The following is a 17,334-nucleotide window of genomic DNA, read 5'->3' on the forward strand; positions in this document are numbered from 1 at the left end:
GCGATCGCAGGGGCTGTGGACGCGGCTCGGGCGGTTACGTGGTTGGCGGCCGGCCGCGCGGCATGGGGCTGCGGCCGTCCTCGGAGCTGCTGGCTGGTTGGTGACCGGTTGGCCGATCGCCGGTATCGCACTGGCGGCGGCCGTGCTCTTACTGCCGTGGCTGACCTCCGCCGGCAAGACGAGCGCACGACGTATCGATCGGCTGGAGGCGTTGGAGACTTGGCTCCGTCGCGTGGCCGACCTGATCGGATCCGGCCACGTGGGGCTGCTGTCCGCGATCAAGGAGTCGGCGCGGGACGCACCGGCCGGGATCGCCGACGAGGTCGGGACACTCGCCCAACGGCTGAGGATCTGGGAGTTCCGCGCAGCCGCCTTGACGTTCGCCGACGACATTGACGACCGCGTCGGCGACGTCGCAGCGGCGGGATTGTGTGTCGTGCACCAGCAGGGCTCCGGTGCCGCGGAGCTGCTGGACGCACTCGCTCGGCAGGTCGCGGCAGAAGTCGCGGCGCGTCGTACTGCGGAGGCCGAACGAGCCCGGCGACGGTCAACGGCCCGGGCCCTGCTCGTCATCTGGGCGCTGATGTTCCTCGGGTTCGGCGTGGTCGGAGCCTCGACTTACACCGCCGTCTACCGCAGCGTGCTCGGCCAGAGCGTGCTGGCCGTCGTTTTGGCGGTGGTGGGCACCGCCGTGGTCTGGCTTCGACGGCTCGGAGATGAGCCACCTTCCCTGCGGTTCCTCCGCTCCCGTTCGGAGGCACGGCGATGAGCCCCAGCGCCGCCCTCGTCCTGCTTTCGGGTGGGTTCGCAATCGGCATCACACTGGTGGTCGCGGCGTTCGTGCCGGCTGTGCCGAAGCTTGCTGACTTGCTCGAGGACCGGACACAAGCGGTGGTCCGGTTCCCCCTCCTGTCGAAGGTGACCAAGCGGACGCCCCATCCCGAACTGGCACTCGTGGGGAGGCCGGCTGAGCAGTTCCTGCTGCAGCGTGTCTTCTTCGCCGTGGTTGGTGTGTTGTGGATTCCCCTGGTTGCTGCCGTGTTGTCGCTCGACGGCGTCGCGCCGCCCTGGTTTCTCACTGGTGCGCTGTCGATCGCGACCGGCGCGTTCGGCTGGTGTCTGCTCGCCGCCACGCTGAAAGCGAAGGTCGCGCGCGTCCGTCGTGAGCTTCGGACTGCGGTAGCAGCTTTGTGCCGGCTGGTCGCGCTCGGCCGCCAGGGCGGCCGCGGTCCGGTCGAAGCCTTGCGGTTCCCGGTGTCGCTGGGCGACGGCTGGGCTTTCCACCGCATCCGTGAGGCCATGGACGAGGCCGAATTGCTCGGCGACATGCCGTGGGCCGGGCTGGAACGGCTCGGCGCAGCCACGCGGGTACGGGAGCTGTGCGATCTCGGCCACCTCGTCGCCGGCGCCGGCCTCGACGGCACCGGGATCGTCGCGTCGCTGTGCGCGAAGGCCGACTCGATCGATCAGGACTTGCAGGCCGAGCGCGCCGCCGGCGCATCTGTGCGCTCGGACCGCATTCCGCTCGCCCTCATGGGGCTCGCGTTCATCGCGTTCCTGGCTTTTCCCGGCGTCTACACGATGCTCGGCTCCTAGAAAGGAAAATCGCTGATGTTGACCACGATCAACCGTCGAGTCATTTGCTGGTGGCTCGCTGGAGTCCAGCTGTTCTCGCGTCGCCGCGAGGATTTCCGGCGCGCCGGCGAGCGCGGTGACGAGAACATCACCAAGGCGCTCTACGCCGCGCTCGCGGTTGGCGTCGCCACCCTGGTCGCCGGTGCGATCACTGCGTTCGTCAACGGGAAGCTCCCACTGATCGGCGGGCAGTGAGCGGCATGGCGATCAGACGAGCGGTGCGGGACGAGCGCGGTGACGACAACGTCGCCGCGGTCATCCTCATCGGCACGCTGATCCTGGTGGCGCTGACGGTTTTCCAAGTGGTCGCGGTATTCCTCGGCCGCGCGGTAGCGCTCGAGGCCGCACGAGACGGCGCTGCCGCCGCACGCATCCCACCGGTCGACCTGCCCGCGGCCGCGGCTCGCGCTGAGAGCTACATCGGCCGCGCCACAGGAACCTGGTTGAGCGGAGTCAGCGCCCGGGCAGCGAGCGACGGCGCCACCGTCTCGGTCACGGTGACAGCGCACGCCGCATCGTTCATCCCGTTCATGACCGTCGCGATCAGCCAGACCGCGACCGGCCCAGTCGAACGGATCCAGCCATGACCATCCGGTGGACCCAACTGCGCAGCGACGATCGCGGCGACATGACCATCAAGGCGACCGTCGGCGTGTTCGCGCTAATCCTGCTCCTCGGTCTGGGCCTCGTCGGCATGCGCGTGCAAATCGCGCAAGCCGCCGTAGCCGAAGCCGCTCGCGCCGCCGCGCGAACGGTGTCGCTCGCCCACGACGGACGGTCGGCATCGACCCAGGCCGACGACACCGCCCGGGCAGTGCTCGCCCAGCAGTCCCTGACCTGCACAGACCTGAAGATCGACGCCGTCGTCGATGGTCGAGGCAAGCCAGGGGAGGACGGCTACGTCGTCGTCACGGTGACCTGCATGGTGCCCTACGCCGACCTCATCCCGGGCCTGTCCGGCACCAGAACTGTCCGGTCGGAGTTCCGTTCGCCGATCGACCGCTACGGAGCCCTGACATGAAGGCCACAACGCTGTTCCGCGGAGACCGCGGCTCGATCTCAGTCCTCATCCTGAGCCTTAGCGCCGCGCTGATCATCGGAATCGGCATCGCGGTCGATGGCGCGCGCAAAGCACAGGCCTACTCCGACGCCACCGCGGTTGCCGAAGAAGCCGCCCGCGCCGGCGGGCAAGCCCTCGACGTCGCCGATCTCGCCGCCGGCCAGGACGCGGCCGTCGTGCCGGCCCAGGCCGTTGCCGCCGCACAGGCCTACCTCGAAGCGGCCGACGTCACCGGTGACGTCGCTGTCGAGGGCGACCGCATCGTCGTGGACGCCGCGATTACCCGCCCCACAGTCTTCCTCGGCGCCATCGGCATCACCGCGACGACCGTCCACGGTCACGGCGTAGCAACCCTCATCTCCGCCGGCTGAATAGAAAGGAGCGACCATGCGCACCGCACCGGCACCACTGCGAGCTCTCGGGGGAGCACTCACCCTGGTCACGATCCTGTGTGGACCACCCGCTGCCTTCTGGACCTTCCGCGCGGCCCTCCTCGACAGCTGGCCTGACTCCTTCTCTGACGCGAGAAGGCTCTTGACTGAGCACGACAGCGGACAGGTGTTCCTGACGTTTCTGGTCCTCATCGGATTGGTCTCCTGGCTGCAACTGGTCGCGGCCATCGCCGTCGAAGCAGCCGGCCTGCTGCGCGGAACCGCACTGCCACGGATATCGGGACTCGGCTGGGCACGCAAGATCGCAGCCGGCGCGCTCCTGCTGATGTTCACCGGCACAGCCGCGGCGACCGCCGCCGAACAGCCACCGGCGCCGATGGCCGCCATCGTGGCTGCCTCCATGCCGGCGGCCGAACACGCGGCGAACACCACCGGCGACTACGAGGTCAAACCCGGCGACAGCCTCATCCGCATCGCCACACACGAACTCGGCGACGGCAACCGCTACCAAGAAATCTTCACCCTCAACCGCGGAAAGCCCCAACCCGACGGCGAGACTCTGCGCGATGTTGCTCTCGTCAAGCCAGGCTGGCGACTGATCCTGCCGCCACGGCAATCCGAGAAGTGCGTCGTGCACACCGACGACACCCTGTCCTCGATCGCGCGCGACCACCTCGGCGACGCCCGCCGCTACCGCGACCTCTTCACCGCCAACCTCGACCAGCAGCAGCCCTCAGGCCACCGCCTGACCGATCCGGACGACATCCACCCCGGCGACGTCCTGCGCCTTCCGGCGGCCATTCCGCCCGCTGCGCCTCAGCCAACTCACGCGACGCCGCCCTCGGTGACACCACCGGCATCGACGCCGACTGCAGCACCGCCCTCGTCCGCTCTCGCCCCCACCCTTCGGCCCGTGGCCCAACCCGGATCAGCTGCATACGACTCGGATCATGGGCCTCTGGTCGTCGCGGGAGTCGCGGGACTGATCACCGCAGGAATCCTCGCGACCGCGGGAACGCGACGTCTCGTCGCACGTCGCCGCCTACGAGAAGGGCGCGGCCAGCCTGCCGACCCCACCGCCGCGTCTCGGACGGAACCCCATCCCCACACGGAGCCTCCGTCGCTCGAGTCTCTCGACAACGCGCTCCGCGCGCTGGCCGTGAACTCCGCCGACGCCGGCCACAAGGTTCCCTACGTCCGCGCGGCGTGGGTCGGACCGTCGGAGACCTGGCTCGAAATCGAAGAACCCGCGGATCCGATCCCGCCGTTCAACGCCGAGAGCTCCACACCACGGCGATGGGTCCTCGACCCAGGAGCGCCATCGGACGAGACCGCTGCCGAGACCACCGCGCCTTATCCGCTGCTCGTCTCGCTCGGCGAGAACGGCAACGGCGATCTCGCCTGGGTCAGTCTCGACCGGGTCGGCGTCCTCCTGCTGCACGGCGAGGACCGCCGGGTTCGCGAAACAGTGCGTGCCATCGCGAACGATCTTGCGGTCTCGCCATGGTCTCGCCACGTGATCGTCAGTCTCGTCGCAACTGAGCAGCAGCCAGACCACCTTGATTGCTACGACACTCTGGACGACTTGCTGGATGATCTTGAGCGAGCTCGCAGCCCGCACGGCCGGCCGGCCGATCCGCACGTGGTCTTGTCGTCGCAGCCCCTCACCGCCGACCACCTCGAGCGCCTCGGCGGTCCGGCCGCGACCGGTGTCGCCGCGATTGTCGCTCCGGCTGAGCCCGACGTTTCGATCCCGGGGGCATCGGAAGTGGACCTCGATCAAGCCCCGACTCCGATCGAGCCGCTCGGCGCCGAACTTCACCTGCCGCGGATTGCGGCGAAGCGCGCCGAGCAACCGGTCGTCCAGGAGACGAGCGCCCCGGCACTGTCCACGCGTCGCGCGACGATCGCTGTATCGGAAGCCCTTGCCCCACAGCTCCAACTGCTTGGCCCTGTACGCCTCTGCGGCCTCGACATGGACAAAGTGGAGGGCAAGAAGATCAACCGGTTGACCGAGCTTGCCGCATTCCTGGCTCTCAACCCCGGTGCGCACGCCGAGGAGATCTCCCGGCAAATGGGCACCGACGCACAGCCGTGGTCCGCCGCCACTCGCCAAGGCTACATCTCACGTCTCCGGACCTGGCTCGGCCACGACTCCGCGGGCGACCTCTACCTCCCCAACGTCGACGCCAAACAGGGTGGATACCGCCTGTCCGAGACCCTGACCACCGACTGGTCCCGCTTCCGAGACCTCACCCGACGCGGTCTCGACAGCGAGGCCGGCGGTCTCGAACACCTCCAGCAGGCTCTCGACCTCGTCGGCGGGATGCCCCTCGGCAACGTTCCCGACAACCGCTACACCTGGGCCTCCTGGCACCAACGCGAAATGATCGATGCCATCGTCGATGTCGCCCATACCTTGGCCGAGCATTACCTGGAGTCAGGCGAGATCCCTGCTGCACGCCGTGCTGCGACCAGAGGGCTCCGAGCCGAACCCGTAAGTGAAGCGCTCTTTCGCGACCTCTTACGCATCGAGTACCGCGTAGGGAACGCCGCAGCAGTAAAGGCTACAGCGGACAAGCTCTCGGATATCAGCGCGGCGCTCGAGATCGAGCTCGAAGACGAGACTGCGGCCCTGATCCGCCAATCCCTCAACTTTGGATGAATTAGTCTACCGGGTGCTCATTCGTGAATGAGTGAAAGGATTCCGTGTCGAGAGTGGGTGGGATCAGTGGAAAAAGCGGCTGGGCGTGGCTTCGTCGATTGCGTCATCACTCGGTTGCCATCGTCGAATTCGGATTCGATCGTGCTGCTGCGGGAGGTTTTCCGTGTGGTCTGGCGGATCCTCCACGAATCCGGAACAGCTTGGGTGAGCGTACCCGACGTGGCTGGTGAGAGCTCACTTGAGGGTGTTCCGTGGCGTCTCGCGTTGGCCATGCAGTCCGACGGGTGGACGCTGCGGAACGTCCTGATCTGGAATGGTGAGTGTTCCTTGGGGAAGTATGACATGGTTCTATTTCTCACCAAGAACCCCGCGTACTACTTCTCTTCGGAGTCGGTAACGAGGTACGGCGACATCTGGGAATCGGCAGCCGCAACAGGCCTCGTCGAGATGTGGATGCAGTGCATCGAGGTGGGGTGTCCCGAACAGGGCGTCGTTCTAGACCCGTTTGCCGGCAACGGTGTGACCGAGACGGCTGCGCGGCTGACGGGCCGGCGTTTCGTCGGTCTGTCGGGTGGGGATATGCGAACGACCGGGCCCTGCGACATTGACGCTAGCGAAGCAGCATGACAATTCGCAAGCGCCAAGTAGAAGCGAGGGGCGGCTGGCTGGTGACAGGGGATGCTGCCCTGGTCTTGGCGGGGCAGCCTGAGGATTCGATCGACTGTGTCGTCACGTCGCCGCCGTACTGGGGCCACCGAGACTACGGGGTGAACGGCCAGCTCGGTGGAGAGACTTCCGTCGAAGATTACGCGACCAGTCTCGCGGTGGTGTTCGACGAAGTCGCGCGCGTGCTGGCTCCGCGGGGCACGGTCTGGATCAACCTCGGTGACAGCTTCGGTGGTTCCTGGGGCAACTACGTGGCAGCCGGCTCCAATGCCGCGACTTCGTTCGCGCGCCTCGCTCAGGGATACGGCGTACACCGGCCACCGCAGTCGAGCCACCGGCAGAAAGACCTGGTCGGAGCTCCGTGGCGGACTGTGTTCGCGATGCAGCGTCGTGGCTGGCTCCTGCGGCGCGCCGTGGTCTGGCACAAACCGAACGCCCGGCCCGAAAGCGTCAGAGACCGGTATGCCCAGCGGTATGAGTGGGTGTTCCTGCTCGCTCGCAGCTGCGATCACTGGTCTTTCGGCCGTGAGGATCTTGCATCGGACGTCTGGCGCGTCAGCGGAGACCGCGGAAACACGGGCCATCCCGCAGTCGGCACGGTGGAGATCGCCCGGCGTTGCATCTGCCTCGGCTGCCCGTCCGGCGGCGTGGTGCTGGATCCCTTCTCCGGGAGCGGGACGACGGGTGTGGCGGCTCTGGAGTCCGGACGCGGCTACGTGGGCGTCGACGTCGATCCTCGGTGGGAACGCGTGGCCACAGCGCGTCTCGCGAAGGCGAGACTACGATGACGGCCCATCGAGACCCGGCCGAGACCCTCACTCTCGCCGAGGTCTCGGCCCTGCCCGCTGTGGTGGATCTCATGACGGCGGCGCGTGCGCTGGGGATCAAACGCACGACGGCATACATGCTGGCGCGGACGGAGTCGTTCCCGTGTCCCGTTCTGCGCGTCGGTGGGTCATACCGGATACCGACGGTCGAGATCCTCCGTGTCCTCGGTCTCGATCATCACATCGGGTGAGATGTAGGCGTCTCGGGCTTCCCTTTTGCCTGGTCGCGGCGCGAGCATGCGGGTCCCCCCAGCGAAACCGCTGGTTCCACGAAGGGAAGGAAACCCAGGCATGGCCCTAGGAAGCACGTACCGGCGATGTTCGTGCAGGGACGAAACGGGGCGGGAGCTCGGGGCAGCTTGCCCTAAACTGAAGAACAGTCGACACGGGCAATGGGCCTTCCGGATCGAGTTGCCCCCGGACGAGAACGGTACCCGCCGACCGCGTCGCCGCGCCGGATTCGAAAGCGCCACCAAGGCTCAGGACCAGCTGGACCAGGTTCGTGATCTTCTGGCGATTCCTGAAGAGGACGACGATGAGACTCGCCGGAAGATCGGTGACTTGATCGCCGAGGCGATCGCGAGGAAGGCCAAGCTGCCGGATGTCGAAGAGACGAGGCGGTTGGTCAAGGTCGGTGCCGACGTCGCCGACGATCCGCTCATGGCGGAGGTTCTGGTGGCGTTCCTGGCGGCGAAGCAGACGGCCGTGAGTCTCGGCAAGTTGGCGCGGAACACCTACAGGTCCTACGAGTCGCACGACCGGCTTTACCTCCGTCCGCATTTGGGCCGGATCAGGCATCGGAAACTACGGGTAAGGCATTTGGATTCGATGTACGAAGCGATTCTGGAGCACAACTAGCGGATCGCTGAGTTCCGGCAGAGCGGGGACCCGGTGAAGATCGCAGCGGTGAAGTGGCAGCGGCCGGTGGGGCCGACGTCGATCAACAAGATCAACGGGACGTTGAAGACGGTGCTGAGTCCCGCGGTCAAGGAAGGCCTGGTGCTGGTGAACGTGGCCAAGCTTGTCGAGCTGCCGGCGTTGGTGCGGCCGAAGCCCTTGGTCTGGACTGCGGAGCGCGTCGAGTTGTGGCGGCGGACCGGGCAGAAGCCCGGGCCGGTGATGGTGTGGACACCCGAGCAGACCGGGTGGTTCCTGGACTCCGCGATGAACCATCCGCTGTATCCCCTGTTCCACGTGATTGCCCATGTGGGGCTTCGGCGCGGCGAGGCGTGTGGGCAGCGGCGCTCGGAGACCGACCTGGCGGCCGGCACCCTGAATGTGACGAATCAGATCGTGCAGTGGGGCTGGGAGACGGCTCAGACGAAGCCGAAAACGACCAGTTCCGAGGGTGTTGTCGCATTGGACGCGGACTCGGTGCTGGTGCTCCAGCGGCACCTCGCGATCCAGGACGCGGACAAGGTGCGGCTCGGGAGCGATTGGCACGAGCACGACCTCACATTCACCCGACCGGATGGCAGTCCGTTGCACCCGGCGGAGGTGACCGAGGCCTTCTACGAACTCGTCGCACAGGCCGGGCTGCCACCAATCCGCCTGCACGACCTCCGGCACGGCGCGGCGACGCTAGCCCTGGCTGCGGGCGTGGAAATGAAGGTTGTCCAGCACATGCTTCGACACTCGTCGATCACCATCACCTCTGACACCTACACCAGTGTGCTGCCACAGGTGGCGTTCGCAGCAGCCGAAGCGACGGCCGCGATCATCCCCCGACAGTCCGCTTGCAGTCTCGGGCTCCCCTCGGGCTCGCAACAGGCCACAAAGGACGGTGGAGAAATGGAAGAACCTCTTCCGCATAACACAAATCCCCAGGCCGGAAGTGGTCCGAACCTGGGGAGTGAGGGTGCGCCATCAGGGACTCGAACCCCGAACCCGCTGGTTAAGAGCCAGCTGCTCTGCCAATTGAGCTAATGGCGCTTGGTGCTGCCCGCCGCTTTGGTTTCCCTCGGCGACGTGGAAAAGATTAGCAGGCTGTTCAAGCCGCGTTTCAGGGGGGGTCCCGTTAACCGCGCGCGGCTAGCCGCCGCGGCGGCCGGAGGGCTCCTAGCTGCGCGTTCGGGTCAGTCTGACAGATCGGGGGCCGTTGTGGGGCCGCCAACGTGGTGAACCGGCCGTTGACAACTGTACGTCGTACAGGTCACTCTGGTCTCATGTACGACGTACAGGAGAACATCCTCGCCACCCCGCTCACGCTGCCCAACGGCGCCGTCCTGGCCAATCGGCTCGCGAAGGCCGCGACCAGTGAGCACCTGGCCGACCGGCGCGGCGCGCCGGCGCGGCAGCTCACGGAGGCCTACCGGCGGCTCGCGCACTCCGGTGCCGGCCTGTTGATCAGCGGAAACGTCATGGTCGACGGCTCGGCGCTGGAGGCTCAGCGCAATGTCGTGATCGAAGACGCCCGCCACCTCCCTGAGCTGCGGCGATGGGCCACCGCGACCGTCGGCACCGAGGCCAAGTTGTTGCTGCAGCTCTCGCACGCCGGCCGGCAGTCGATGCGCGGCCTCAAACTCGCCGGGCGGCAGCAAGACGTCGTCGCCCCGTCAGCTGTGCCTCTGGACCTGGGCAAGTGGCTGTTCCGGCGACCGCGAGCGCTGTCGGACGTGGAAGTCGTCGCGCTCGTCCAGCGCTTCGCGACCGCCGCCCACGTCGCGGCCGAAGCGGGCTTCGCCGGCGTGCGGCTCCATGCCGCGCATGGCTACCTGCTAAACCAGTTCCTGTCCCCGCTCGTCAACCGCCGCGACGACCGCTGGGGCGGTCCGCTGGAGAACCGGATGCGCTTCCTTCTGGAGGTCGTCCGCGCGATCCGCGCCGGCACCTCGCCGTCGTTCATTCTGTCGGTCAAGCTCAACTCAGCCGACTTCCAGCGCGGCGGATTCGCCCCCGAGGACGCCCTCGTGGTCGCCCAAGCCCTGGAACAGGAAGGCGTCGACCTCCTCGAAGTCTCAGGTGGCACCTACGAAAGCATCGCCGTCGTCGACGGCACGCCCGAACGCGCCTCGACCCGCGCCCGCGAGGCCTACTTTCCACGACTTCGCCGACCACTTCGCCCGCGAGCTCACGATCCCCCTCATGCTTACCGGAGGCTTCCGCTCCCACGCCGCCATGGCCGAGGCCGTCACCTCCGGCTCCGTGGACCTCGTCGGCCTGGCCCGCCCGATCACCCACGACCCGACCTTCCCCCACCGTCTCCTGACCGACCCCGCCACCCACAGTGCCGCCCCCACCCCCAAAGTCGGCCACAAACTCCTCGACGACCTGCTCAACTCCTCCTGGCACCAACAACAACTCGCCCGCCTGGGCCGCGGCGCCGGCACCCGCCCCGCCCGCTGCCCCCCAACCGCCCTCCTGCTCGCCCTCCTGACCACCCTCCGCGACGCCCTCCTCTACTCCTGACCCTCCACAAAGGACCCCCGGGCCTCCGACCAAGAAACCCCTCACCGTGCCCACCGGCACCCAAACGGGACAGCAACCCGGGCAACCACATCGGACAGGGATCCCGGAAACCAGGCGGGACAGCAACCCGGGGGATCCGAGGCGACCACGCCGGATGGGGGTCCGGGGTGTCCCCCGGCGGGGGTCTGGGGGTTCGACCCCCAGAAAAAAGGCGAAACCCCAGTCCGGGGAAGGTCCCACCAGGACCGACCAAACTGGGGTAATGGGGTGAGCGACGGGTTTCGAACCCGCGACCTCCTGGACCACAACCAGGTGCTCTACCAGCTGAGCTACGCCCACCATCTGCGAGGGATCGTCGCGATCACCTTGCTGCGGAATATCGTAGCGTGCCCTCGCGACGGGTTTTCACCGGGTCAGCTTTGGTGGCGTTCCTGCACTTCGGCGGCCGCGGCTTTGGCTTGTTCGCTGGTCGGCCCGGGTTGCGGGACGAAGGCGACGTTGCGGTAGTAGTCGAGCTCGCCGATGGATTCCTTGATGTCGGCGAGGGCGCGGTGGGCGAGGCCCTTCTCCGGCTTCGCGTAGTAGATCCGCGGGTACCAGCGCCGGACGAGTTCCTTTACCGACGAGACGTCGACCATGCGGTAGTGCAGGTGGCTGTCGAGCGCCGGCATGTCGCGGGAGATGAAGCCGCGGTCGGTGGCGATGGAGTTGCCTGCCAGCGGGGCCGTGCCGGGGTCGGGGACGTGCTCGCGGATGTAGTCGAGCACGCGTTGCTCGGCTTCGGCGAGCGTCACCGCGGAGGCGCGGACCTCTTCGGTGAGCCCGGACTTGGCGTGCATGTCGTGGACCACCTGCGGCATGCCGTCGAGCGTGGTGTCGTCGGCGTGGATGACGATGTCGACTCCCTCACCGAGGACGTTGAGGTCGGCGTCGGTCACGAGGGCGGCTATTTCGATCAACGCGTCTTTGCCGAGGTCGAGCCCCGTCATCTCGCAGTCGATCCAGACTAGGTGGTCGGTCACCCGGACAACCCTAACCCGACACGGGGATGTCAGCCGGGTTACCTGCGCATTCGGCGCGTTACGCTCGGGCAGCCAGGTGAAAGAGTGTGATTTCGGACTCGGAACGGGGTGCAGCCAGTGGCCGAGCAGGGGTCGGGGCCTGCGGCGGAGATCGCGCAGGGTTACGTGAGTGAGGGCGCCGCGGTGGAGCTGGGTGCCGTGGTGATCGACGGACGGACCGAGGCGGCCGCGGCCGTGCGGCTGCCGCTGGCCACGCTGAACCGCCACGGTCTGGTGGCGGGTGCGACCGGCACCGGCAAGACGAAGACGTTGCAGCTGATCTCGGAGCAGCTCTCCGCCGCCGGCGTGCCGGTGGTGCTGGCCGACGTGAAGGGCGACCTTTCGGGCCTGTCGGCGGCGGGTGAAGCCAACGACAAGCTCACGAAACGCGCGCAGGAGCTGGGTGACGACTGGGCGCCGGCCGCGAGCCCGGTGCAATTCCTCTCGCTGGGTACCGGCGGGAAGGGCTCGCCGATCCGGGCCACGATCACGAGCTTCGGCCCGGTGCTGCTGTCCAAGGTGCTGGGCTTGAACGAGACGCAGGAGTCGACGCTCGGCCTGATCTTCCACTGGGCCGACCAGCGAGGACTGGCGCTGCTCGACACGAAGGACCTGCGATCGGTGATCACGCACCTGACCAGCGACGAGGGCAAGGCCGACCTCAAGGGCATCGGCGGGGTCTCCGCGGCGACGGCCGGGGTGATCCTGCGCGCACTGTCCAATCTGGAGGCCCAGGGCGGCGAGGACTTCTTCGGCGAGCCCGAGCTCGACGTCCACGACCTCATGCTCCAGGCCGACGGCAAAGGCGTGGTGACGCTGCTGGAGCTGGACGACCTGCAGTCGAAGCCGGCGTTGTTCTCGACGTTCCTGATGTGGCTGCTGGCCGAGCTGTTCGAGGAGCTGCCCGAGGAGGGCGACCTCGACAAGCCGAAGCTGGTGTTCTTCTTCGACGAAGCGCACCTGTTGTTCGACGACGCGTCGAAGGCGTTCCTGGAGCGCATCGAGCAGACGGTGAAACTGATCCGGTCGAAGGGCGTCGGCGTGTTCTTCTGCACGCAGCTGCCCACGGACATCCCCAACGCGGTGCTGTCGCAGCTGGGCGCGCGGGTGCAGCACGCGCTGCGGGCGTTCACGCCGGACGACCAGAAAGCCCTGGCCAGGACGGTGAAGACGTACCCGAAGACGCCGTACTACGACCTCGAGACGGCGCTGACGTCACTCGGGATCGGCGAAGCGGTCGTCACGGTGCTGTCCGAGCGGGGCGCGCCGACACCGGTCGCGTGGACGCGGCTGCGGGCGCCGCGGTCGAAGATGGGCTCGGTCGGGGACGGGGCGGTGGCCGCGGCGGTGGCGTCGTCGGACCTGCACGCGAAGTACTCGGAGACGATCGACCGCGAGTCGGCGTACGAGAAGCTGGCGGCTCGGGTCGCGGCGCCGGCGGACGCGCCGCCTGTCGCCGAGACCCCGGCCCCTGCACCGGCTCCTGCTGGGAAAGCCGAGAAGGAGGACCCCGGGCTGATCTCGCAGGCGATGAGCAACCCGGCGGTGAAGTCCTTCATGCGCTCGGCCGCGTCCGCGTTGGGGCGCGAGATCACGCGGGGGCTGTTCGGCAACCGCCGGCGATGAAAAATACCCGACACAACCTGGCAGGTATGGCGGGCAGGCTGAGGGCTCACGATCGGAAGGATCCAGCCATGACCAGCACCGCGACCGCCACGTTCGAGCTCGACAAGTGGGAGCCGCAAGCCCAGGACGAGACGGGTGGCACCGAGTTCGCGCGGGTGACCATCGCCAAGACGTTCGCGGGTGCGGTGGAGGGCACCAGCACCGTCGAGATGCTGACGGCCTCGAACGCCACTTCGCGCGCATATGTCGCCTTCGAGCGGCTGTCGGTGTCCGTCGACGGGCACAAGGGTTCGTTCGTACTGCGCCACGCGGCTGGTGACGAATGCCTGTCGCTGCTGATCCTCGCGGGCTCCGGATCAGGAGAGCTCACCGGCATCTCCGGCTTCGCCGCGATCGCGCAGGATGAGGCCGGCAACCACGCGTTCACGCTGACCTACGAGCTCCCGGCAGCGTGAAAGCCGCTCTCCCAAGGCCCCGAAACCCTGGGAGAGCGGCTTTCACCGTGGTTCCCCGCTACCGGCGATTCGAGCGAGGAAATCGGACGGGCCGCCCCGACCGCGGTCCGTCCGCGACTGCGTCAGCCGTTGACGATCTGGTCGACGATCGTCTTGGCGTCGTTGACCGGGATCGCGAAGCCGATCCCGACGCTGCCCGCGGAGTTGGCCGACGGGCTGTAGAGGGCGGAGTTGATGCCGATGACCTGGCCCTGGGCGTCGACGAGCGCGCCGCCGGAGTTGCCCTGGTTGATCGAGGCGTCGGTCTGGATCGCGGTGTAGCTGGGGCCGTTGTCCGCCTGGTTGGACGTACGGCTGAACGGCGACTGCTGCTGCTGCTGCTCGCCCCCGCCGACGTCGGACAGCGGCCGGTTCAGCGCGCTGACGATGCCGGTGGTCACGGTGTTCTGCAGCCCGCCCGGCGAGCCGATGGCGATCACTTCCTGGCCGACCACGAGCTTGCTCGAATCGCCGAGGGTGGCGGCGGTCAGGCCGCTGGCGCCCTTGGCCTGGAGCACCGCGATGTCGCCCTTGGTGTCGGCGCCGACCACGCTGGCCTGGTACTTCTTGCCGTCGGACGTCGTGATCGTGACTTCGCCGACCGCGCCGTCGACCACGTGGGCGTTGGTGAGGATCCGGCCGTCGGAGGTCAGGATGACGCCCGAGCCGATGGCCTCGCCCTGGCCGGTGTCCACGTTGACCTGCACGACGCTCGGCAGGACCTTCGCCGCGACGGTGCTGACGTCGCCGGTGGAGGTCGTGTTGCTGACCGTCTGCCCGGCGACCGCGGAGGACGACGCGGGCGAGGCCACCGACGTGGTGGTCAGCCCGACGATCGCCGCACCGGCGCCACCGCCGACGAGCGCCGCGGCGAGCGCGGTCGCGCCGACGACGGCGGCGAGCCTGCCGCCCCGTCGCTTCGGCTGCGTGGCCGGCTGAGCCTGCGGCTGCTGCGTGAAGAGCGGGTTCGGCGCGGCCTGCTGCTGGTGGCGGTACTGCCCGTACTGGGCGTACGGGCCGTACTGCGGCGGGGTGTGCTGCTGGGCGTTCTGCTGAGCAGCGATCGGGTAGGTCTGGTGCGGCTGGTGCCCACCGGGTGAGGCGGGGCCGGGCCGACTCTCGTTCTCGGTCATGACACCAGGTTCGCGGCCGTGGTTGTGAGAACCCTGTGGAAATCCCTTCGGCTTTGCTGAGAAGAATCAGCTGAGAATCCTCAGGCGTTCCTCAGCCTGGTTCGGTGGCTTTCAGTCGAAGAACTTCGGGACGTCGAGCGCACCTCCCGAGGCTTCGAATTCGTCGTGCACGGCTTGGCGCAGCGTCGCGTCGGCGAGGTAGTCGGCGGCCGTGAGCGCGAGGCCGAGCGCGCCGTCGACCACGGCCTTGTCGCCCGAAGGTGAGCCGGCGGCTTCGGCGAACTCCTTGGTGTGCAAGGCAACCGTCGGTCCGGAGACGGCGATCATGGGGTGCAGTGCGGGCATCCGGTACGACAAATTGCCCAGATCCGTGGACCCGGTGAGGAACTCCGGCACGATGCCCGGCGGCAGCGGTTTGCGGCCCGTGTCGGCCTGGTTCGCCGACCAGCGCCCGGCGAGCGTGGTGTTGAAGCGGATCGGCAGGTACGCCGGCTGCGAGTCCCACGTGAGCTCCACGCCGCACCCCGTCATTTCGGCGGCGCCGTGGGCGATCGCGGTAATCCGCTTCGCGAGGTCGCGCAACGTCTCAGGGTCGGCCGAGCGGAGGTAGAACAGCAGCGCGGCGCGTTCGGGGATCACGTTGGGCCGGGCGCCACCGTCGGTGAAGACGCCGTGCACGCGGTCGGTCGAAGGCAGTTGCTGGCGCAGCATCGACACGCCCTGGTAGGCCGCCACCGCGGCGTCGAGCGCGTTGCGCCCCATGAACGGCTGCGCCGACGCGTGGGCCCCGACGCCGTGGAACACCATCTCCAGCTGCCGCCGGCCGAGGAACGGGTGCAGCGCGATGTCGTGGCTGAACGGGTGGAGCATGATCACGGCGTCGACGTCGTCGAACACCCCGGCGCGCGCGAGCGTCTCCTTGCCGCCGCCGCCTTCCTCGGCGGGCGTGCCGATCAGGGACACGCGTCCGCCGACCTGCTCGGCCACGGCCGCGGCGCCGAGGAACCCGCCGGCGCCGGCGGTGCAGATGACGTTGTGCCCACACGCGTGCCCGAGCCCGGGCAGCGCGTCGTACTCCGACAGCACGGCGATGTGCGGGCCGCCGTTGTCCGGGGTGCTCGCGCGCAGGGCGGTGTCGAGGCCGCCGAGGCCGACGGTGACCTCGTGGCCGTGGGCGCGCAGGAGCTCCGCCAGCGCACCGACGGAGCGGTGTTCGGTGAAGCCCTCCTCGGGGTGGGCGTGCAGGTCTTGGCTCAGCGCAACGAGTTCGTCGGCGCGAGCCCGCACTTCTCGGTCCACGGCCGCCCGCACGCCGGACTCGGCTCCGGTGTGGTCGGAGCCGAGGGGTTCGGCGGCCGCGACGGCTTCGGCCGTGGCTTCGATCAGGGCGCGCAGATGGGAGTCGTCGGGTGGGACGGGAGCGGCGTCGGTCATGCGGGGATGCTATCCCCGAGCACCGACAAAGTGGATCAGTTCGCCTCGGGCAGCTCGCCGGCGACGATCTGGGTGACGCCCGCGAACCGCTCGGCGACGATGCGGAAACCCCGGGCGTGCAATGCGGCGGCGATCTCGCCGCGGTCGAACATCCGCTGTCCGCTGAGGATCCCGCCCGCCGTGTCGACGACTCGCGCGGGTTGCCAGTCGCGGCGCGCGCTCGTGAGCAGCACGACGCGGCCGCCGAGGCGCAGGATCCGCGCGAACGAGTCCAGCGCGCGTTCGGGCTCGGCGAACATGTGCAGGGCGGCGAAGCAGCAGATGGCGTCCACTGTGGAGGGTGCGAAGGGCGGTTCGACGGCGTCGGCGCGGAGGTAGGCGACTCCGTCTTCGTCGGTCTCGGTGACGGCGCGGGTGAGCATCGAGGGCGCACCGTCGAGGCCGATGGCCAGGCCCTCTTTTCCCACGGCTGCCCCGAAAGCGCGGGTGAACCGGCCGGTGCCGCAGGCGACGTCGAGCACGACCCGACCTGGCCCGAGCGCGAGGAGTTCCGTGGCGAGGCGGACTTCGCCGGCCATGCTGGGGCCGAACGGGCCCTTGAACAGCCGGCCGAACGTGGGGCGCCAGTAGCGTTCGTAGACCTGGGGGAGCAGCGCGGTTCGCATCACGCGTTGGGTGATTCCCGTGGTGGGCCCGGCTTGGGGCGCGTCGCCGAGGACGTCGAGGTAGCCCGCGTCCGTGGTCTTGGCCGGAGCGTCGAGCAGATCGGCGAGACGGTCCTGCGCTTTCGGGTGCTCTATCACCGGTTTCGCTCCCTTCCGGTTCGGATACCGGCAGTATGCCAAAGCCCTGTCTTCCACGATCGAGTGAAGATCTCGCCGATCAGGCGTTCGAGGCCCCGGATTGTCGGCCTTCCTTCCTAACGTCGCTTCC

18 protein-coding genes, 2 tRNA genes and 2 pseudogenes are annotated in these 17,334 nt (G+C 68.2%); 16 read left to right on the forward strand and 6 right to left on the reverse strand.

Annotated features, from left to right (window positions below; translation table 11 throughout):
• Positions 1-100 precede the first annotated feature (100 nt).
• The 12 genes and pseudogenes from AB0M56_RS20625 to AB0M56_RS20680 all read left to right on the forward strand — a co-directional run.
• Complete coding sequence (locus AB0M56_RS20625) at positions 101-769, forward strand: type II secretion system F family protein (RefSeq protein WP_364178445.1); 669 nt, start codon at positions 101-103, stop codon at positions 767-769.
• Between the two features lie 56 nt (positions 770-825).
• Complete coding sequence (locus AB0M56_RS20630; protein WP_364178448.1) at positions 826-1,596, forward strand: type II secretion system protein; 771 nt, start codon at positions 826-828, stop codon at positions 1,594-1,596.
• A gap of 15 nt (positions 1,597-1,611) precedes the next feature.
• Complete coding sequence (locus AB0M56_RS20635) at positions 1,612-1,830, forward strand: hypothetical protein (RefSeq protein ID WP_364178451.1); 219 nt, start codon at positions 1,612-1,614, stop codon at positions 1,828-1,830.
• 5 nt (positions 1,831-1,835) lie between these two features.
• A complete protein-coding gene (locus AB0M56_RS20640) occupies positions 1,836-2,222 on the forward strand; it encodes a hypothetical protein (protein ID WP_364178890.1) in 387 nt (128 codons plus the stop codon).
• The gene (locus AB0M56_RS20645; RefSeq protein WP_364178454.1) at positions 2,219-2,656 is read left to right on the forward strand and encodes a hypothetical protein; all 438 of its coding nucleotides are present in this window, start codon (positions 2,219-2,221) and stop codon (positions 2,654-2,656) included. The genes AB0M56_RS20640 and AB0M56_RS20645 overlap by 4 nt, the downstream gene beginning before the upstream one ends.
• The gene (locus AB0M56_RS20650; protein WP_364178457.1) at positions 2,653-3,066 is read left to right on the forward strand and encodes a hypothetical protein; all 414 of its coding nucleotides are present in this window, start codon (positions 2,653-2,655) and stop codon (positions 3,064-3,066) included. The genes AB0M56_RS20645 and AB0M56_RS20650 overlap by 4 nt, the downstream gene beginning before the upstream one ends.
• A 16-nt stretch (positions 3,067-3,082) precedes the next feature.
• Positions 3,083-5,752 carry a BTAD domain-containing putative transcriptional regulator gene (locus tag AB0M56_RS20655; protein WP_364178460.1) on the forward strand — a complete coding sequence of 890 codons (2,670 nt, stop codon included), beginning with the start codon at positions 3,083-3,085 and terminating at the stop codon, positions 5,750-5,752.
• 141 nt (positions 5,753-5,893) lie between these two features.
• Entirely contained in the window at positions 5,894-6,379 is a 486-nt protein-coding gene (locus AB0M56_RS20660) for a DNA methyltransferase (RefSeq protein ID WP_364178463.1), read from the forward strand.
• The gene (locus tag AB0M56_RS20665; RefSeq protein ID WP_364178466.1) at positions 6,376-7,206 is read left to right on the forward strand and encodes a site-specific DNA-methyltransferase; all 831 of its coding nucleotides are present in this window, start codon (positions 6,376-6,378) and stop codon (positions 7,204-7,206) included. The genes AB0M56_RS20660 and AB0M56_RS20665 overlap by 4 nt, the downstream gene beginning before the upstream one ends.
• Entirely contained in the window at positions 7,203-7,436 is a 234-nt protein-coding gene (locus AB0M56_RS20670; protein ID WP_364178469.1) for a DNA-binding protein, read from the forward strand. The genes AB0M56_RS20665 and AB0M56_RS20670 overlap by 4 nt, the downstream gene beginning before the upstream one ends.
• Before the next feature lie 220 nt (positions 7,437-7,656).
• Positions 7,657-8,103, forward strand: a complete 447-nt coding sequence (locus tag AB0M56_RS20675; RefSeq protein ID WP_364178472.1) for a hypothetical protein — start codon at positions 7,657-7,659, stop codon at positions 8,101-8,103.
• Positions 8,104-8,409: 306 nt separating this feature from the next.
• Positions 8,410-8,910, forward strand: a pseudogene (locus AB0M56_RS20680) (tyrosine-type recombinase/integrase); the annotation flags it as partial.
• A gap of 194 nt (positions 8,911-9,104) precedes the next feature.
• On the opposite strand, the gene AB0M56_RS20685 reads toward AB0M56_RS20680, so the two are convergent.
• A tRNA-Lys gene (locus tag AB0M56_RS20685) sits at positions 9,105-9,177 on the reverse strand.
• 233 nt (positions 9,178-9,410) lie between these two features.
• On the opposite strand from AB0M56_RS20685, the pseudogene AB0M56_RS20690 reads away from it, so the two are divergent.
• Both AB0M56_RS20690 and AB0M56_RS20695 read left to right on the forward strand, forming a co-directional pair.
• Positions 9,411-10,142 (forward strand): annotated as a pseudogene (locus AB0M56_RS20690) (NADH:flavin oxidoreductase); the annotation flags it as partial.
• A gap of 187 nt (positions 10,143-10,329) precedes the next feature.
• Positions 10,330-10,653 (forward strand): hypothetical protein, encoded by a 324-nt coding sequence (locus tag AB0M56_RS20695; protein ID WP_364178908.1) that lies wholly within the window; start codon positions 10,330-10,332, stop codon positions 10,651-10,653.
• Between the two features lie 263 nt (positions 10,654-10,916).
• On the opposite strand, the gene AB0M56_RS20700 is transcribed toward AB0M56_RS20695, so the two are convergent.
• Both AB0M56_RS20700 and orn read right to left on the reverse strand, forming a co-directional pair.
• Positions 10,917-10,992 (reverse strand) — tRNA-His (locus tag AB0M56_RS20700).
• A 74-nt stretch (positions 10,993-11,066) separates the two neighbouring features.
• Positions 11,067-11,675 (reverse strand): oligoribonuclease, encoded by a 609-nt coding sequence (gene orn / locus AB0M56_RS20705; protein WP_364178475.1) that lies wholly within the window; start codon positions 11,673-11,675, stop codon positions 11,067-11,069.
• 117 nt (positions 11,676-11,792) lie between these two features.
• Between orn and AB0M56_RS20710 the strand changes: the two genes are divergently transcribed.
• Together AB0M56_RS20710 and AB0M56_RS20715 are read left to right on the forward strand one after the other, a co-directional pair.
• Entirely contained in the window at positions 11,793-13,340 is a 1,548-nt protein-coding gene (locus AB0M56_RS20710) for a helicase HerA-like domain-containing protein (RefSeq protein ID WP_364178478.1), read from the forward strand.
• Positions 13,341-13,408: 68 nt separating this feature from the next.
• Positions 13,409-13,795 (forward strand): DUF3224 domain-containing protein, encoded by a 387-nt coding sequence (locus AB0M56_RS20715; protein ID WP_364178481.1) that lies wholly within the window; start codon positions 13,409-13,411, stop codon positions 13,793-13,795.
• 122 nt (positions 13,796-13,917) lie between these two features.
• Here the strand turns inward: AB0M56_RS20715 and AB0M56_RS20720 are convergent, their stop codons facing one another.
• The 3 genes from AB0M56_RS20720 to AB0M56_RS20730 all read right to left on the reverse strand — a co-directional run bounded on the left by AB0M56_RS20720 (position 13,918) and on the right by AB0M56_RS20730 (position 17,204).
• The gene (locus tag AB0M56_RS20720; RefSeq protein WP_364178483.1) at positions 13,918-14,967 is read right to left on the reverse strand and encodes a trypsin-like peptidase domain-containing protein; all 1,050 of its coding nucleotides are present in this window, start codon (positions 14,965-14,967) and stop codon (positions 13,918-13,920) included.
• Positions 14,968-15,078: 111 nt separating this feature from the next.
• Positions 15,079-16,401, reverse strand: a complete 1,323-nt coding sequence (locus tag AB0M56_RS20725) for a M20 family metallopeptidase (protein ID WP_364178486.1) — start codon at positions 16,399-16,401, stop codon at positions 15,079-15,081.
• A 35-nt stretch (positions 16,402-16,436) separates the two neighbouring features.
• Positions 16,437-17,204 (reverse strand): methyltransferase domain-containing protein, encoded by a 768-nt coding sequence (locus AB0M56_RS20730; RefSeq protein WP_364178489.1) that lies wholly within the window; start codon positions 17,202-17,204, stop codon positions 16,437-16,439.
• Positions 17,205-17,334: the final 130 nt, after the last annotated feature.

The organism is Amycolatopsis sp. NPDC051372 (assembly GCF_040682095.1).
GTDB lineage: Bacteria > Actinomycetota > Actinomycetes > Mycobacteriales > Pseudonocardiaceae > Amycolatopsis.

Coding starts and splice junctions, on each gene's coding strand:
- AB0M56_RS20655 (WP_364178460.1), top strand. CDS start 3,083: ATGCGCACCGCACCGGCACCACTGCGAGCTCTCGGGGGAGCACTCACC.
- AB0M56_RS20645 (WP_364178454.1), top strand. CDS start 2,219: ATGACCATCCGGTGGACCCAACTGCGCAGCGACGATCGCGGCGACATG.
- AB0M56_RS20650 (WP_364178457.1), top strand. CDS start 2,653: ATGAAGGCCACAACGCTGTTCCGCGGAGACCGCGGCTCGATCTCAGTC.
- AB0M56_RS20695 (WP_364178908.1), top strand. CDS start 10,330: ATGCTTACCGGAGGCTTCCGCTCCCACGCCGCCATGGCCGAGGCCGTC.
- AB0M56_RS20640 (WP_364178890.1), top strand. CDS start 1,836: ATGGCGATCAGACGAGCGGTGCGGGACGAGCGCGGTGACGACAACGTC.
- AB0M56_RS20720 (WP_364178483.1), bottom strand. CDS start 14,967: ATGACCGAGAACGAGAGTCGGCCCGGCCCCGCCTCACCCGGTGGGCAC.
- AB0M56_RS20635 (WP_364178451.1), top strand. CDS start 1,612: ATGTTGACCACGATCAACCGTCGAGTCATTTGCTGGTGGCTCGCTGGA.
- AB0M56_RS20725 (WP_364178486.1), bottom strand. CDS start 16,401: ATGACCGACGCCGCTCCCGTCCCACCCGACGACTCCCATCTGCGCGCC.
- AB0M56_RS20715 (WP_364178481.1), top strand. CDS start 13,409: ATGACCAGCACCGCGACCGCCACGTTCGAGCTCGACAAGTGGGAGCCG.
- AB0M56_RS20665 (WP_364178466.1), top strand. CDS start 6,376: ATGACAATTCGCAAGCGCCAAGTAGAAGCGAGGGGCGGCTGGCTGGTG.
- AB0M56_RS20670 (WP_364178469.1), top strand. CDS start 7,203: ATGACGGCCCATCGAGACCCGGCCGAGACCCTCACTCTCGCCGAGGTC.